Source organism: Pedobacter sp. V48, assembly GCF_000523515.1.
Taxonomy (GTDB): Bacteria; Bacteroidota; Bacteroidia; order Sphingobacteriales; family Sphingobacteriaceae; genus Pedobacter.
Map to the genome: position 1 here is coordinate 43,631 of NZ_AWRU01000023.1, position 16,480 is coordinate 60,110.

General features: G+C 42.2%; 14 protein-coding genes. 5 read left to right on the forward strand and 9 right to left on the reverse strand.

Annotated features, from left to right (window positions below; translation table 11 throughout):
* Nucleotides 1–90: 90 nt before the first annotated feature.
* Nucleotides 91–1,254: a hypothetical protein gene (locus tag N824_RS17765; protein ID WP_048906501.1), complete on the reverse strand. Its 1,164-nt coding sequence runs from the start codon at nt 1,252–1,254 to the stop codon at nt 91–93.
* A gap of 23 nt (nt 1,255–1,277) precedes the next feature.
* On the opposite strand from N824_RS17765, the gene N824_RS17770 reads away from it, so the two are divergent.
* Together N824_RS17770 and N824_RS17775 are read left to right on the forward strand one after the other, a co-directional pair.
* Nucleotides 1,278–1,814 carry a histidine kinase gene (locus tag N824_RS17770; protein ID WP_304412538.1) on the forward strand — a complete coding sequence of 179 codons (537 nt, stop codon included), beginning with the start codon at nt 1,278–1,280 and terminating at the stop codon, nt 1,812–1,814.
* Between the two features lie 276 nt (nt 1,815–2,090).
* Nucleotides 2,091–2,288 carry a hypothetical protein gene (locus N824_RS17775; protein WP_048906503.1) on the forward strand — a complete coding sequence of 66 codons (198 nt, stop codon included), beginning with the start codon at nt 2,091–2,093 and terminating at the stop codon, nt 2,286–2,288.
* Between the two features lie 150 nt (nt 2,289–2,438).
* On the opposite strand, the gene N824_RS17780 is transcribed toward N824_RS17775, so the two are convergent.
* From N824_RS17780 to N824_RS17790, 3 genes are all read right to left on the reverse strand, one after another.
* Entirely contained in the window at nt 2,439–2,774 is a 336-nt protein-coding gene (locus tag N824_RS17780; RefSeq protein WP_152542369.1) for a hypothetical protein, read from the reverse strand.
* A 219-nt stretch (nt 2,775–2,993) separates the two neighbouring features.
* A complete protein-coding gene (locus tag N824_RS17785; RefSeq protein ID WP_048906505.1) occupies nt 2,994–7,673 on the reverse strand; it encodes a DUF3320 domain-containing protein in 4,680 nt (1,559 codons plus the stop codon).
* Between the two features lie 221 nt (nt 7,674–7,894).
* Nucleotides 7,895–9,679, reverse strand: a complete 1,785-nt coding sequence (locus N824_RS17790; RefSeq protein WP_048906506.1) for a S41 family peptidase — start codon at nt 9,677–9,679, stop codon at nt 7,895–7,897.
* Between the two features lie 37 nt (nt 9,680–9,716).
* Between N824_RS17790 and N824_RS17795 the strand changes: the two genes are divergently transcribed.
* The gene (locus tag N824_RS17795) at nt 9,717–9,920 is read left to right on the forward strand and encodes a hypothetical protein (RefSeq protein WP_048906507.1); all 204 of its coding nucleotides are present in this window, start codon (nt 9,717–9,719) and stop codon (nt 9,918–9,920) included.
* A 166-nt stretch (nt 9,921–10,086) separates the two neighbouring features.
* Here N824_RS17795 and N824_RS17800 read toward each other — a convergent pair whose 3' ends face one another.
* A complete protein-coding gene (locus N824_RS17800; RefSeq protein WP_048906508.1) occupies nt 10,087–10,437 on the reverse strand; it encodes a hypothetical protein in 351 nt (116 codons plus the stop codon).
* A gap of 2 nt (nt 10,438–10,439) precedes the next feature.
* The gene (locus tag N824_RS31370; RefSeq protein ID WP_161662331.1) at nt 10,440–10,589 is read right to left on the reverse strand and encodes a hypothetical protein; all 150 of its coding nucleotides are present in this window, start codon (nt 10,587–10,589) and stop codon (nt 10,440–10,442) included.
* A 432-nt stretch (nt 10,590–11,021) separates the two neighbouring features.
* Here N824_RS31370 and N824_RS31375 point away from each other — a divergent pair, with 432 nt between their 5' ends.
* Nucleotides 11,022–11,174 carry a hypothetical protein gene (locus N824_RS31375; RefSeq protein ID WP_161662332.1) on the forward strand — a complete coding sequence of 51 codons (153 nt, stop codon included), beginning with the start codon at nt 11,022–11,024 and terminating at the stop codon, nt 11,172–11,174.
* Nucleotides 11,175–11,180: 6 nt separating this feature from the next.
* Nucleotides 11,181–11,963: a type 1 glutamine amidotransferase domain-containing protein gene (locus tag N824_RS17805; protein ID WP_200869905.1), complete on the forward strand. Its 783-nt coding sequence runs from the start codon at nt 11,181–11,183 to the stop codon at nt 11,961–11,963.
* A gap of 413 nt (nt 11,964–12,376) precedes the next feature.
* Here the strand turns inward: N824_RS17805 and N824_RS17810 are convergent, their stop codons facing one another.
* From N824_RS17810 to N824_RS17820, 3 genes are all read right to left on the reverse strand, one after another.
* Nucleotides 12,377–12,895 (reverse strand): GNAT family N-acetyltransferase, encoded by a 519-nt coding sequence (locus N824_RS17810; RefSeq protein WP_048906509.1) that lies wholly within the window; start codon nt 12,893–12,895, stop codon nt 12,377–12,379.
* 446 nt (nt 12,896–13,341) lie between these two features.
* A complete protein-coding gene (locus N824_RS17815) occupies nt 13,342–14,877 on the reverse strand; it encodes an ADP-ribosylglycohydrolase family protein (protein ID WP_048906510.1) in 1,536 nt (511 codons plus the stop codon).
* 44 nt (nt 14,878–14,921) lie between these two features.
* Nucleotides 14,922–16,466 carry a RagB/SusD family nutrient uptake outer membrane protein gene (locus N824_RS17820; protein WP_048906511.1) on the reverse strand — a complete coding sequence of 515 codons (1,545 nt, stop codon included), beginning with the start codon at nt 16,464–16,466 and terminating at the stop codon, nt 14,922–14,924.
* Between the last annotated feature and the right edge of the window lie 14 nt (nt 16,467–16,480).

Here is a 16,480-nt window from a genome sequence, read left to right on the forward strand (position 1 = left end):
TTGGATTAGCTTTATGGTCGTATTATCCACCAAGAGCGCAAATTTAGATTGCGGGGAAGGTTGGATAGACCATTCCCCGCTTCTTTTCATTTAGTGGATATCTTTGCCTTTTCCAAAGTCAGTAATATTAAGATCGAACGACTTCGCCATTTCAGTAAGAGTTATAGAAAGTGCGTCGTTTCTATTCTTTGCTGCCAGATAGGTACCAAAAGAACGTTTAGAGACAAGGTAATTATGTACGCCACCGTGCTTTTGATACCTTTTTTGAAGATTTGCGCTTTGCTTCAAAAAAGCATTAATCCACTCCTTAAGAGCGGAAGGATTTCTTTTTAAAGCCCCAAAATACTCTATTAGTACATCGACATGCATCATGATCAAAGGCTTGACACTTTCAAAATGTGTCCTGCGGCCCTTAAGTAAATCGTTAAATGTTGCATTGATATATTCATGCACACCACCAATGTTAACATTGACATCTGAGCAGAGAATCACTGGGTAAATATTAAGTCTTTTGGCCGACTTGACTTTCAGTAAAGTCCTGAGTTCCGACCCTTCGGTAGAGAGATGATCAATTTGATTGATAAGCTGTGTTGCTCCCTTATTTTTACCCGTTTTACCTTTTTCAGCTATAAAGTTGTCATTTAAATATGTTTTAAACTTTTCGAAATCCAGAGTTTCAAGGGTACGAGGATTCAAATCAGTCATTTTCACTTCGAAGACGAAAATGTCCGTCGAAGATGCCCGAACGATAAAATCCTGATATTTGTCATTAGCGATGATTTTTTGCTCGGGACGGTAAAATATCGCCGTAAGGTATTTTTCCACCAGGTATTTTTCAAAAAAGTGTAGTCCGATGTAACCTTTGAAAACATTGAAATTTTTAAACCTTAAGTCAGCTCGTAGCATATGCTGATAAAACGAATAAAAAAAGCCATGTTCAATTGCATATTGAAAAAAGCTATAATCTAAAATAATGGCCTGGCCTTCTTCATGGCAGTAAAAAGGTTTTGGAACGATATCCATATTCACAGAAAGATTTTCCTTATTTTTCAAATCTCCAATCTTAAGTTCGAACTCGTGAATTAATCCCTTGGGCATTCCCTCCAGGTCCAATACATGTTTTCCCAGATTAGTCCTGGCTAATCCCATCACCAATACCTCCAAAAAAAATTTCCCAAAAAACCAGGGATTACCTAATTCTATTTCCTTGAAATAAAGAATCGCCTCTTTCTTTAAAGGCTCGTGTTCGTCCATGAACTTGCTAGATCAACCCACATTTGTTGTTTAATACACTCAATTTCCTTTATAACCAGGTACGCAAGAACAACGACACCGCTGCCAGAGCGATTGTGTTACTTTCCGAAATTATGACTTACGCAATGGGACAGGATGAGCACTCCGGAACACGACCACTGGAGGGAGAAATTCAACAGGCAAATAATCTCATTGAGCTTTGGCGACTGAAACAGCGCGAGCCGACCTATATTAACCTGATAGCAGAAGATGGGGTTGAGGAAATTTCTTTTATACCGCTTGTGTTAGTTACCCTTGTCGAGAACATGTTAAAACATGGTGATTTAAGCAAAGCCGATCATCCCGCGACGATACGCATTTCTTTGAAAGATGGCATATTCCGCATCGAGACAGATAATCTTGCTGCACCAAGGCCAAGTCATGCCGGATTTCATTCTGGCTTAGAGAATATCCGCCAGCGACTGGCCTATAAATTTCACAAGATGGCAACCCTGGATTATGGTGCAACAAAGGCGAATCATTTCTTTGTACTTATTGCGCTTCGTCTTCCAATAAACTGATGGAACTTATTAGTTCTCCGAGCGCTTTGAACACATGAGGAAGACAATTGTACCAGACTATCTTCAGATGCCGGTCGGTAAACGTAGAGGACAAATTGTGATAGTCGAAATCTTCCAAATATTAAAGCTGGTATATCTGGTGGTTCAGAGAATAGCAGAAAAATGGGCAAGCCCCTACATAGTTAGTTTTGAATAAGGTGCAAAAAACCTATTAAGCTATTTGGCATTAAAATTGTCTATTTCATTTGAAATGAACTGAAAAAAAACTTTAGCGCTATGAAAAACAAAGAAAACAAATTCGAAAAGTTAGAAAACATGGATGTAACTACTTTGAGTAAACAAGAGCAGATGGAAATTATGGGCGGCATGCAATGGACGGGAAATGGATCAAAGAATGTTGAAATGGACAAGTGGACTGCGTTAACTGTCGGCGACCCCTGGGGTGGTAGATTTGGCATTAAGATTGTTGATTAGGTTAATGGTAACACAATGCTCACTGTAGCAAATATTATTAGCAAAGCCACTTCGTAGAAAGTGGTTTTGTCGTTTAAAGTCCATAGCGTGTATTTCTATAAAAATGGGGAAGAACCACTAGCTCCGAAATACACACTTAGTCTTCTAGTGCTATTTACTGGCAGCCTTTAACCGCTTTCGCTTAAATCGCCTGTCTTCTAACAGTTTAGACCACCCGATCACAATGATTACAGCCAGTTCAATTCCCAGTATAGTCAGTTTAACATTCAATAAAGGAAACTCAAGTAATGCGGCGATTGCGCCGAAAAACAACACCCAAAAAGTCAAACCTACTCCAGCAAGGACTGTTCCTGAAAAAAGCTGGTCTGGTGTGGTAGCCGACATCAATTCCTTATCTTTGGGATAAGTTAACAGGAAACTTACCAGCGTATTCAGGATCATAAATGGCGATGCTATAGCTGAAGATAGAGAAATCAGTTTAAACAAATCAATGCTTGTAAATAAACCTGGTTCAAAGTGAAAAATCAAGTAGGCACAAATCGGCCATATACAAAACACGATTATAAAAAGCGACAATTTCCAGCCAATCGTGATTTCCTTAAAATAGGCGATGAGAGACATTAGACTATAAATATATGAGAAGGAAAAATAAGCATTAAAATCGAAATCCTTTCAGAATAAATAAAAAGTCCAGCTCAATAAAACTTAGCCTAATTTCAGAAAGCCATTTTCTTTTTTGACAATTCCGTCATTCTCCGCGATTCTCATGGCCTCTAATAACAGCTGTTTCATATCCTCAGTAACACGGCTGAAGCCGAACAGCTTAGCCACAAGATTGGCAGCCGCTTCATCCGTGATGGCAATAGACTCAGAAACAACTTGCCTAATGGCCATATTAATTTCTTCAGGAGCAATGATCTGCAACCGTTTGGAAGCTGCCGGAAGTTGACTACGGTCGCGTACTACTGGGTCACTCATGTCTTTGTGCCAAAGAAATTCGCCTTTCATTTTAATTAATCCATTCTGTTCACTAAAACGGGAAGCCTGAGTAAGGGTATATTTAATCCGTGATCCGACTTTGGAAATTCCAGCTGCTTCCACCATCCGTTTTGCCATTTCATCAAAGTGTACCGGGCTCTCAATTTCCACAACATCGGCGATCCAGGACGCTAAATCCCCAAAGGAATGCAAGTGCATTTCCTGAGCACCTACAGCTGATGGCAATTCCGCCTGTTGGTAGAATACCGTTTCACTAGCCTGCTCCTGCCGCTGTTCACGCTCTACAAAATGCTGTTCTTGCTCGTACACCTTTGTTTCCTGATCTATACTTGCCGTTAATGCCTTTGCCTTCTCAACGGCCTCTACCAATCTTTTCAGTTCCCTGTCCGGATTACGGTACCAGTCTGTACTCCATACGTGATATATGTTCCAACCAAACATTTCCAATACCTGTTCACGCAACCGGTCCCGGTCCGTAGCTGACCGGGCTTTGGCATAATTCTGACCGTCACATTCTATTCCCAGAATATAGCGCCCCGGATTCTCCTGATCAATCACCGCAAGATCCAGATAAAACCCCGTCGACCCCACTTTGTTTCTGACGATGTAGCCTAGTGCACCCAACTGCCGGGCAACTTCCTCTTCAAAAGGCCTTAGTTCGGTCACTATTGGCTCGGTGCTTTGTTCAAATTTCGCGTGCTGTGCGAAATACAAAAAGCTTTTCAGCGCGCGTATGCCAAATTTAGCGTTCTCTGCTACCCGAAGATCTGCCGAAGTGATATTGGTAAAAACCTCGCAGCGCATTTTCGCCCTTGTGATCAGTACGTTCAGCCTGCGCTCACCTCCCTCATTGTTCAGTGGTCCAAAACTCATGGGTACTGTGCCATTGTCAATACGACCATAGCCAATACTTATATAGATAACATCACGTTCATCACCCTGGACGTTCTCTAAATTCTTGATGAAAAAGGGTTCGTGCGGGTGGCTCTTAAAAAAGGTTTCCACTTCCGGATGCTGGCGACGCTGCAATTCAAGCGCGGCCTGTATGGCCTGCATCTGGGAGTTACTGAAGGCCACTACTCCAAGACTCAGTTCAGGAGATTGCTTGGCGTGTAATATTACCGCCTGTGCAACATTTTCTGCTTCAATTGGATTCGTGCGCGTCTTTCCCCGATCATAAACGGCATCCGGGAGGTGATGAAAACGTAACCCTAGACTTTGAAGTGAGCCCGGACTAGGAAAGATGACAAGTTTATCCTCATAAAACTCATGATTTGATAAGGTAATGAGTGACTCATGGCGACTACGATAATGCCATTTTAGCATACTGCTCGGCGCACCCTGTCCATCGCACATACCCAGGATGCTTTGCATATCTGCGGTTTGGTTGTCCTCATCTTCCAGCTCTGTATTCAATCTGTCAAAGAAGCTGGTGGGGGGCAACTGCTTGGTGTCACCAACAACTACCAATTGCTGGCCACGCATGATGGCACCCAAGGCGTCTACAGGTCTGACCTGACTGGCTTCATCAAAAATAATAAGATCAAATTGTATGTTTCCCGGTGGAAGGAAGTTGGCAATAGACATCGGACTCATCATCCATACAGGTTTGATGGCCTGCATTGCTGCGCCGGCCTCCTCTACAAGCCTGCGTATGGCCATGTGGCGGGCGCGCTTATTGAACTCCGTCCTTAAAACGTTCACCTGTCCTCCTGCGTGTTGTTTTGGAATATTTTTCCAGTGTTTTAACGCAACTCTTGCGCGGTTATAGACCAGGTTCAGCTGATCAAGTTTTCTGAACTGATCAATGAGGGTCTCATGGCTTACACGCTCAAAATGGCTGAGGGCCGGATTTAACTTAAAGGCCTGTTCGATCAAATACTCATACCAGGTTTTCAATAATGCAGTTTTCAGCAGCTCCGAAGCAGATTCCCAACTTGCAGCTAAGTTAACCAGAAAGCCAAAACCGGCCAGGTCTGCTGCCTGTGCAAGATTGTTCCAGTCAATTACCAGTTGCAGTTCAGCAAACCTTTCTGCTCGTTGCAACCAGAAAGCGGATTGTGCACGAAAGTTCATTGCAGCAATCTCTGACTGCCTGGGATCAGTTGCATCCAGCTTTAAAGCATGAAACGCAGCCTCGCGCTGTGATTTAACTTGCTCAGCGTTTTGTTTCAGCTCAGCTGCAAAACCAGCGGCAGTTGTTGCTGTGTTGCTTTGTTTCAGATATTCAAACAACTGACTACTCACGCGATTTTCAGCAAAAAGTTGATGAACTCCGGCAAGATATTCAGCCGCGCGGCTCAATGCGGCCCATTCAGATCTATGCTTTAACCATCGCTTTCCAAATATTGAAGCAGCCAAGGGTTCTATGGCAGACATTTCATTTTCTAAGCGCCTGGCTTCAGATATCGCATCCACAATTTTCAGCCTTTCGGAAACTTCATCCGGTAAGCCAATCTTAAGAAAAGAGGCCAGACGCTGGTTAGCGCGACGATAACCACCGATTAAAAACTTATACCACTTATTGCCGTGCGCTACAAGATTCTGGCGTATGTCCAATATATCCTGCGCCCAGGCTTCCGGGATGAGTTTTTCTTTATAGACCTTATACAAGGTGTCCAATTCCTGACCTGTGGCGATCAGATCACTGATATCCTGTTTTTTCAGCAACCAGATATCATTGTCGATTTCAAGATCACTCAGATCAGGCGCTTTAGCAGCCAGTTCTAGCTCTGATACTAAAAAATCCAATGAAGGATTGTCCTCCACTTGTACCAGCCCTGTTGAAGCCGCTACTTTTTCGGACAGGTCAAGCAATTCTGTGATCGCGTATCCGGCACGATTGATCTGTTCTAAAACTGCGCTCTTTTCATGCGGCAATAAAACGGTTAAGCCGCTACCCCAAAACAATTGTTTTTCCGGAACGCCAATGTCTCTCAACCTGGCTTGAAGGCGGTCACAGGTAGCGGATGCTTCCCGAATTTTATCTCCGTTCCAATGTTCAATATCTGGAATCGCTACCTTTATCACACGTTCTTGACCGACTTCGGTATCAATTTGTAATAAAAACCCGATCACCTGATTGGCACTCAGCCCACTTCCAGCTATGCTGGAATTCACCGCATTGCAATAGCGGTTCAATTCATCCCGGGATGAAGCAAGTTGCTGGATATCCTGCTCAAGCTGGCTGACAGTAGGTCTTCCAAGTTCCATTACCCGCTTTAACTCGCTAAGTAAATCGCGCTTGTTGGCTTTATGACTGTGTAGTTCCAAACATGATTCGCCTAACTGGATCGCATCCAACCTTCGCTTAACTACTTCCAGAGCGGCCATTTTCTCGGCAACAAACAGTACTTTTTTACCTTGTCCGATACTATTGGCAATGATATTGGTTATAGTCTGTGATTTCCCTGTACCTGGAGGGCCCTGAATGACTAGATTATGTCCTTCGTTAGCTGCTAAGATGGCCTGCATCTGCGAACTATCCGCATCTACAACTTTAAACAGTGTATTTGCATTTGTTTCTTCATCAAGATCTTTCTGATCCTCGTCATCGGCCTGATAAGTGGATTGAAAACCTGTCTCAAACAGTGCCAGGATATTTTCATGTAAGCCGGGTTGACTTTCAGAGGGCCATTTGGAAGCATCAAGATCATTATAGATCATGAATTTCCCAAACGAAAAGAAGCCCAGCTCAATCTCATCACCTTCAACAGACCAAAGTTCCTGCTTGGCGATGTGTTCCCGAATTAAATTGAAGTATAAAGGTACATTCATGTCCTCGGATTCAGGCAGGTCCGGAATAGACAGATTGAAATCAGCCTTCATCTTAGCCTGTAAGGATAAGTTGGCTCCAATATCGCTTCCCGAGTATTTTAACCTGAAACGTTCCTGAGCACTGGATCGCTCCAGCTCAACAGGAATAAGTAAGAGCGGGGCATAACGAGGAGTTTCTGTATTCCCTGTTTCGAACCATTTGAGCATTCCGAGTGCCAGGTAGAGTATGTTAACGCCTTGCTCTTCAATGCTCGTGCGGGCAAAATAGTAAGTATTCAGTAACCGGGTCTGTAATTTCTGTTCAGCTTCACTGGTCTGTAACTTGGTATCCTGATAAGATTCATCTGTGGGTTGCCCTAACTCCGGTAGATCGGTATCTTCTTCACTATCCTCATTCAGCTTGTGATCATCTTTTTTATCCTGAATGCCCAAAAAAGTCATGGCCTTATTTTGTTTGGCAAGAATGTCAAAAACAAACTCAGATTTTTCCTGTACAATCTTCAGTCCTTTTCCTTTTGGCGTTCTATAATTGAGCAATGGATTTTTTAAACCAAGATCTAATAATTCCTTACGTGAAGCTTCTAGTTTTGCCTGTATAGATTCGAGCATCTTTTTTTAATGTCAGTAATTGTTGACGGTATTATCAAATTTACTCCATTAGGGCAATTAATACAACTATTAAATTCCTCTAACAGCTATTCCCAAACCGGCGGACTATTGATGTTGGTCTCCTGCATCAGGTCACCAGGCACACAAACAACACGGCTTATGATTTGAACCAAATAAACTCCCAGGAAGATAAACAAAAGTAAAAACAATGCGCACCAGAGCTAATTTTGTTTAGCATTCTTCCGCAACAGATTTCTAAACACAAATTCCAGAACCGCATCCCTGTTTTTCAATACATCCTGTAAAGTATTTGAAACGTCATAATCAGGAATAGCCCCCCTTTTCCGTATAACCGGATTTACTGTATACACGGTATGTAAAAGCGGTATAGTTAGGGCGGTTTCAGTATAGTTGCCTCTTACCGTTATCTTTTGCACCCCATTGCTCATGCCGGCATAACCGGACGTTTCACTTCCCACCAATATGGCGTTTGTATATTCTTTTAGTAGTCCTGCCGCGGTACCTGCTGCAGAAAACATGTTGCCATTAATCAGCACCACCAGTTTCCCTTTAAAATGATATTCTTCAATCGGGTTAAAAGGTGCCAATTCACGCAGAATATCAAATTTTGTCACCTTATAAGTTCGATCATCTTGCATGACCAAGCCGTATTTCTCATCTAATTCCAGCCGATCACCTGTTGTTTTCAAAAAATATTCATTATCTCCTAATGTAGTTGTTTCTTTAGCCAAGGTAACAGGTTTGTTTATGACATACTGAAGCAGATAACCGGCGTTTTTGGCATCACCGCCACCATTATCTCTTAAATCAATGATCAGGTTTTTAATGTTGTTAGCAGAAATTTCCCGGAAGCATTTTTTATAAAAATCGGGATAGGTATTTTCAGGGTCTTGAAAACTATCCTTAACAAAACTATTGATCTTTATAATAGCATAGTTTTCGGGCTTATTCAGTTCAAAATTAAACGCACCTCCTGCAGTTTTTTTTTCATCCGAATATTTTTTAGCTCTGTTGGTATAAAATAATTCGCTTGAAGCCGGTTCTACCTGAACAGTTACAATTTGTTTTGACTTATAATCCCGATAAGAAACGCTATATGATGGCCTTTCTCCAATTATCTGTGAATATAAATAACTAAATCTGCCAGGTAGCCCCAAATTATACTGCAAACCAGCATGACTTTTTCCATCGGTGGAATAATACTTAAAAATTTCGAGTATAATATCATTGCTTAAGCGATCATCTATCGCCAGGACCTCAGATCCATCCGGAACTGGCAGGCTACTCATGTTTTTCACAATAAAGATGCGCTCATCTTTGATGTATACGTCGAAAGGAAGTAATTTTTGATTTGACAGGATACTCGCGAGCTCGTTAACAGGATAAAAACCCGCGTGATCGTCATAAATATGCATTTTGCGTAGCACTTTGTAAAAAGACGTTGCTTCCAAGGGTTTGGAAGTCTCTAACATCAGATTGTCCGTCATTTTCTCAAATTCTTCAGGAGATTGATTGGTATAAAGTCCTGGAAATGTTTTGATAAGTGCATTTTTAAATTTTTCGAGATCTGCCTGCATGGCTTCAGGCTGATAAATTATAGATTGTTTTAGCGTCTTATTTGTTGAATTATTCCTGGTAAACCAGTAGGTTTCACCGCCTTGGTTAAGCGTCATTTTATTTCTTGAAGTATCAAATACCAACTCAATACCTGTCTGATGATAAATGAACCTATCTTTAGCGGAGACTTCCAATGGAAATGTGCTCTGCCCGGTAGCCTGTCCCAGTAGCGTCGTATCATTTTTACTGATCGTTATTTTGAGTTGTAGTCGTGTGCTGCTGTAAATGCCCAGGTATTTGTCCAGGTCTTCGCTTTTTAATGCGGTGCTGTTCATCGATTTATTCAGCCTCGGATTGTTGATGGTTTGTGCCGATGCGCTAATGGCAAATGCAATGAAGAGCAATAAGAGCGTTAAGTTTTGTTTCATGATGCTGACTTTCCTATAAAGACGAAATATACGGAAAATGGTTGCACGTCAAATTGTGGTCTTAACTGAAATAGCGCGAAAGATAAGTTTGCAATTTAATGAGAGCATAGCTGACAGCCAGTTACCTATAGACGTGGTTTTTACCAATATTACCAAACAAGTGGAAGCCCAGACGAAGTTTGGTGCCCTTGATGGAAAGACATTGGTAGGTTTTTACATTTTCAGAAGGACGAATGGGTAATCGCTCAGCTTTTTACACTTTGTTTGTTACATCTTCACCGTCTGTTCCGTAGCATCGAGTTCTTTCTTATCGATCGCCTTATTCCCATCTGTAGATCTTAAATTTAATCCTTTCACACTCCTGCTTCACTAGGGACTCAATCTCTGTTTTGATCATATTGTAGTTTTCAGTGACAACCTCGAAAGATACCGGAGTGATCACCGGAAATATCTTTCGAGGTTGATTCTTCCTCCGCAATGGCCTGATGTTCATTCTGAATCTCACAATGAAACATTTTCAAAGCGATCTTCTGATCAGGATTATCGGCTACCATGCCCACAAACTCACCAGAAGATAAAGCAGCAATCTTACTGGCTGGAATCGCATAATCCATCTGGGTAGACCTGGAAATCGAAATATCACTGCTGTTGATGCTCTTGCTTTCCTTATCCTGGACGATCTTGCCAAAATTCTCACTTAGCTTTTTCGCTGTACTCCCTGTTACCGGTCCGCCGATAATGTTACCGACAATCCCCACGATCACCTATAAGATTTTGACCAAAGCATAAAATCCAGTGTTGCTTTGTAATTGCCCAATGGCACATCTTCTTTGTAGTAAGAATAATTTTTAGGTTCGTACCCAGCTTCTAAAACGGGGAAGAATTCCAGTACCATAGTTTCTCTGTTCATATCTTTTGAATTTGTTGATACAAAATTCCTAAGCTGAAACCATGATACTTCCCATGTGGGACAAATAACTCATTGGAAGTTTTTTCCCAAAAGACCCAGTGAGCATCTCCCACACATTACCGCTTTAAAGTTTTAAGTTTATTTACATTCCTCTCCACTGGTCAATTACTCCAAGCTAGATCGAAAGCATTTTTTATCGATTTCAGATCTAACTTTGGCCGTTTGCAAATCTACGTAGTTCAGCAGTAGAAGAACTTAACTTTAGAAATCCATGAGTCTAACCCTTTACAGTTTAGACCCCTAAGCATCATCTGTCGAAAAGACTTCTAAATAGTGGGGCGATTATTATACAAGGATCTAGCCTAAAAAGACAACTTCCCTGAACCATTGGCCCTCAGGTTTGTTATCCATGAGAAATTAAACTTCAATATTATGATTGACCCTGAAGAAAAAGACGAGCAGGCACAAGGTACCAGTGAGGAAACAAAGAAACCGCAATCAAACGACACCGAAAATACCAACTGGGACAAACACCAGCAAATAGACGAGGAAGGCAATGAAGTCGGTCCGGATGACATCAAATAAAACAATATGAAAAACATTCTAATGGTACTGACCTCACACAGCGAGATGGAAAATACCGACAGCAAAACAGGAGTTTGGCTCGGCGAATTCACCGATCCCTACTATGAATTTATAGATGCAGGATATACCATAACCCTGACCAGCCCCAAAGGCGGCAGACCACCAGTTGATCCTATGAGCGAACTCACTGAAAACATTACCGGTTCAAACCGCAGGTTTCAAGATGATGAGCAGGCAAAAGCCGATTTCAGTCAAACAACCGTACTGGACCAGATCAAACATACCGCGTTTGATGCTGTATTTTATCCCGGCGGACATGGCCCCATTTGGGATCTGGCACGCGACAACAACAGCGGGATTCTGATCCATGATTTTCTGGACTCAGGGAAACCAGTAGCAGCAGTATGTCACGGCCCCGCCGCATTGATCAGCGCAGAACAGCAAAGACCCGGCTTTTTAAATGGAAAAGTTATCTCCGCCTTCAGCAATGCTGAAGAAACCCTGGTGGGACGCAGCCACAACGTACCTTACCTACTTCAAACCAAACTGGAAGATTTGGGAGCAAAAGTAAAAACAGCCATCGTACCCTTTCTTTCTCATGTCGAAACAGACGGACTCCTGGTCACCGGACAAAACCCACTTTCAGCAGGACCCACCGCAAAGGCCCTGATCGAACTCCTGGAATCCAGACCCGTTAAAAACACCTCTGATCCAGTCGACCAACAGCATCAATGGCAGGAAAAAGCAGAAAAGTACCTGGACCAGAAGCCAGACGACATCAAACCCTAAAACATCCCGCCCCGGTAAAGGCAAAAAAAACGGAGAAGAATCATACCGATCGTTCCCCGTCATGTAAAATAACGCTCTCAGTAATTAATACGTTTTGAGCAGCTCTGTTGTTTTACCCGCATAAAAAAAATTCACATCGGGTATTTAACATCCTCCTTCAGCTTTAAAGCAAAACCTTACTTTTCAGCATACTTTGTTCGGTTTTTCTTCCATCAGATATCACAACACACTTAACCGTCCGGGCAACCTGATATGGACTGTGGTTGGTGAATGTCTCAGGAAGGAAGTCTTCTAATTGTGCAATATGGCTAAAACGTGCATAATATCCCCAGTCAAAAAACTTAGCGTATCTTTTATGGACTCTTAGGAGGCTGTATGAATTGATACGACTGCGCTTAAGATAAATTTACATTTTATTTTTTTGGGTTATAACTTGAGTAATAAACTGAGGGCAAACCAAATTCATCATTTTTTAGAAAAGCATATTTAAACCCGATTTTCCCTAAAACCTTTTTCGAGGCTGCATTTAACGGGTCAATTGAAGCATAGATAGTTTCAATTTTTTTCCTGGAGTGTCCAAAGTCCAACATGGCTATTGCTACTTCAGTCGCCAATCCTTTATTCCAATACTCTTTTTTCAAAGCATAAATTAATTCTATCTGTTTAATTGATTCAGAATATACCAGTCCACAATAACCGATAAAAGCATTGCCCGCTTTTTCAATAACGGCATAATTGCCAAATCCCTTCTCCATATAATTACAGATCGTTATCTCTATCCATTTCAATGTCTGCTCTGGTGGTAAAGGATTTGAATCACCTACAAACTTCATCAGTTCAGGGTCACTGCATATCCTGTTAAGCTGTTCAAAATCATTCCTTTCAATTTCTCTAACCAATAATCTTTTCGTTTCAAAAACTATATCCGTCATGCGTTTTTCAAATTAGTATTGACTCAATTTTTTAAACATAGGTATTTAATAGTAATCTTAAAAGAATGTGAGACTGCATAGGTATCTTCGAGCATGCGGTATTTGACGATGAGGTTATTTTCACAGGTTATCTGGATGCAGAACGGTGATTCAATATTCTATTAGCCTTTAACAATTTGGAAGCGAAATCTGCAATCACAATTCCAAAATTCTTTTCTTCAAGAATCCTTTCTATATGCGCGGAAGGCGGCCCGGTCATCACCCAAAACATTTCATAAATGCCTTAATTTCATAAATGCTGTTTTTGGGTCCAGACGATCCTTTTATCGTTCTATCTCCTGTTATGTCCCAGTCAACTGCTTCCAAGCCTTTTTAAATTGGGAGGCAAAAGAATAACAAGATTACAATGGGGAGTCATATAGCACAGCGATCGTCATTGCCTCCTTTTATTTCACGTGGGCTTTTATACCATCGCGCTTTTTCGATCCATAAACCAAGCAATCTGCAAGACGGATGTGGTAATTGTTATCCGGATTGGTTAGCTCTATTTTAACATGATGCTTCCCCTCTAACAATCCATACTTCCAGGTAAGCTCATGCCGCCTGTATCTGAACGATGTAGACAGGTGTGCGACTTCTATCAACTTGCCGTCAACATACACTTTTGCATCATAACTAAATTCGGGAAGTTCTCTTTGGTTCTTGTTCGCCGCACCGCGCAAAGAAAAGCCCGTTCCTTCGAAATCAAATTCGTAGGTAACACCCATTGTTTTGTTTAGGACCACTTTATCTATAGCATATACACCTTCAAACCCTTGCTCTAGCTTTACCGGGCGTATCTTTTGTGCGACGATCACCACATCCTGCGCATTTACCTTGCCTCCATTTTTTACCACAGACTTTAGCGCATGCTGATAACCCAGTTCATAAACGTTGTTTAGCGACATGCTGGTGTACTTAAAGTTCATATCTTCAGCCCCTAAAAGGCCGTTCTTCCAGTATTCTGGAATCTTACTGTAACCCAGTATGGTTCCTAAGATCCCTCCAACGGAGGAAGGGTTACAGTCCGAATCCTGACCGCAGCGAGTGGCAATCTCCATTGATTTGGCAAAGTCTCCGCCTCCATATAGTAAACCTATCACCACATAAGCCGAATTTACCTTTGCGTCAATATTAAGTGGGGCGAAGATCCCCTCGGGACAACCGTTTTCGGAACTCCATTTTTTCTGCAGTTCAAACCAAGTCTGTTTCCAGTCGTTCGGATATTTTTTATGCCATTGGATCACATCAGAAATACATTGATAAAACGTGCTTTTTTGTGGAATGCTCTTCAGCGCCTCATTTACAAGGTAGTTGATATCATCTGAAACGAAAGCCAGGCTGTATATCGCGCCGATGTAAACACCCCCGTACCATCCGTCGCCGTAATTCATGATATGGCCCACTTTGTCACTCATCTGGCTGGCAGAATTGGGCATCCCAGGATTCATCAGTCCTGCAAAATCAGCTTCTATCTGGTAGTCGATATCGTCTGAATGCGGGTTATTCCGCCAATGTCCACTTGCCGGCGCCTTTATCCCGTTAAGGATGTTATAGCGTGCCGCCTGATTGGCATGCCAAAGATTATAGGGTGCATGTGCGAACGCATTTGCAAAAGAATCAACCGGGGCATCCATGCCCTGTTTTTCCAGCACGTCTACGAAGGTGAGGTCCATATAAATGTCGTCAAATAAATCCGGCCATTCGATCATCAATTTTTTCACGTAACCATTTTCCCAGGGGATGGTCTGTTCATCTTGTATAAAGGTCCCATTGTATTTAAATTCAGTGTAGCTGCCGAAACTTACCCCAATGGTTTGTCCCACCCAGCCGCCTTTGATTTTGTCTTTTAGTGTAGACAAAGGGATAACTTGTGAGTAACTGTTCAGGGAAAGCAATGACAGCCCAAGCATAGCAGGTATTGAAATTTTAAGTTTTTTCATATCTAGTTTAAAATAATATTGTTTTTAACCATATTTGGTTCAATTTATCGCGGATAACCATCATTTTGGTTTAGGTTACGGTTTAAATCAAGCGCCCAGGATGGTATCGGAAATAAGTTTTCATGACTGTCTCCAGCTGCCTTCTCAAACCAAGCCTTAGTCCATTCCCCGAAGCGGATCAGGTCTTGCCTTCTGTGAAACTCCCAGGAGAATTCGCGGCCTCGTTCTGCCAACAACTCCTTCATCGTTAAGGTACTCATTGTATAATCATGGTCATAATTCCCATAAGCCCTGAATCGAACTTGGTTAACAAGGTCAAGCGCAGTGCTGTTTGCGGTATTGCCATTTTTTCTCATCTCAGCCTCAGCTTTCATCAGGAGTGCATCTGCATACCGGAATACCACCCAGTCATTGCTCATACTTTGCCCGTCGCGCAGGCCCGCTTCATATTCGTATTTTTGAAAGCGTACGCCATCATCAAGCAAGGCAGGATTACTGGTACTGTACAAGGAAGTTATTTTTGGGCGGTAGGTTAGCTGCCGGGAAGGACCCAACATCAGCGGCATGCCGGTAGAACTAAATTGAGGGCCCTCCAGCCAGGATTTGATCCTTTCGTCATCCTTATCATACGATTTGTAAAAATCTTCCATTGCCGCATAGCCATCCCAGCAAAAAGCAAGGATGTTAAAAGTTTGCTGACTTAAGTTGTGCAGGGTCCATAAATGGAGTTGAAGCTGTGCGCTGCTGGTATTGATTTTATCATAAGGAACTACAAAAATATTCTCTGAGGAACCCTGGTTGTCTATTTTGAAGTTTGAAAAATAATCGGCAGGCAGGCTATATTGTCCCTTGGCTATGATGGCGTTAGTGGCGGAAATGGTTTCGTCCCACATTGGGGTGCCAATCCAGGACTCCGCGTTTATATACATCTTAGCAAGCATCATATTTGCACCAGCCTGGGTAAACCTGCCGTAGTTATTGGCATTTGCAGTAGCATCAAGTGCAGGAAGATTCGTTGTAATTTCATTAAGCACAAACGCAAATACGTCCTTACGACTTCGCTGTGCCGGAAGGGTTACCTCTTTAAAATCTGTCGTGATCGGGATATTGCCGAACCAGTCCAGAGCCTTATAATAAAAAAACGCACGTGCCATTTTAACTTCTGCTAAAACTTTGGCTTTAGCCTCGAAATCAACCGGAGATTTCTCCAATTGATAAATAATCTGGTTGCTCATGGAAATGCCGTCAAAGCAGAAACTCCAGGCACCACCGATAACGCTATTTACGGACGTAAACTGATGGCGGTGGAAATCGATCCAAAGGCCGTTGTCCCACCAAAGGTTGGTTTCCCTGAACGGGATGATACACTCATCCGTAGTGACCAGGTCTAATGTACCTGCGCCCCACCGATCGGTAATTTTGCGCATGTGGGCATAGACCCTACCTACATTGGTCATTGCTTCGTACTCATTTGTAAAAAACTTATCAGAAGGAATGGAAGAAAATACCTCCTCATCTAATTTTGTGCAGGAAGACCCCGTGCCAAAAAGCACAAGTACAACTACTATTTTATAGATTGAATTTTTCATTTCAGTTCTTTTTA

Excerpts from the sequence above, each read along its gene's own strand:
- N824_RS17765 (WP_048906501.1), bottom strand. The coding sequence starts at position 1,254 with ATGGACGAACACGAGCCTTTAAAGAAAGAGGCGATTCTTTATTTCAAG.
- N824_RS17775 (WP_048906503.1), top strand. The coding sequence starts at position 2,091 with ATGAAAAACAAAGAAAACAAATTCGAAAAGTTAGAAAACATGGATGTA.
- N824_RS17785 (WP_048906505.1), bottom strand. The coding sequence starts at position 7,673 with ATGCTCGAATCTATACAGGCAAAACTAGAAGCTTCACGTAAGGAATTA.
- N824_RS17790 (WP_048906506.1), bottom strand. The coding sequence starts at position 9,679 with ATGAAACAAAACTTAACGCTCTTATTGCTCTTCATTGCATTTGCCATT.
- N824_RS17795 (WP_048906507.1), top strand. The coding sequence starts at position 9,717 with ATGGTTGCACGTCAAATTGTGGTCTTAACTGAAATAGCGCGAAAGATA.
- N824_RS31370 (WP_161662331.1), bottom strand. The coding sequence starts at position 10,589 with ATGAACAGAGAAACTATGGTACTGGAATTCTTCCCCGTTTTAGAAGCT.
- N824_RS31375 (WP_161662332.1), top strand. The coding sequence starts at position 11,022 with ATGATTGACCCTGAAGAAAAAGACGAGCAGGCACAAGGTACCAGTGAG.
- N824_RS17805 (WP_200869905.1), top strand. The coding sequence starts at position 11,181 with ATGAAAAACATTCTAATGGTACTGACCTCACACAGCGAGATGGAAAAT.
- N824_RS17810 (WP_048906509.1), bottom strand. The coding sequence starts at position 12,895 with ATGACGGATATAGTTTTTGAAACGAAAAGATTATTGGTTAGAGAAATT.
- N824_RS17815 (WP_048906510.1), bottom strand. The coding sequence starts at position 14,877 with ATGAAAAAACTTAAAATTTCAATACCTGCTATGCTTGGGCTGTCATTG.
- N824_RS17820 (WP_048906511.1), bottom strand. The coding sequence starts at position 16,466 with ATGAAAAATTCAATCTATAAAATAGTAGTTGTACTTGTGCTTTTTGGC.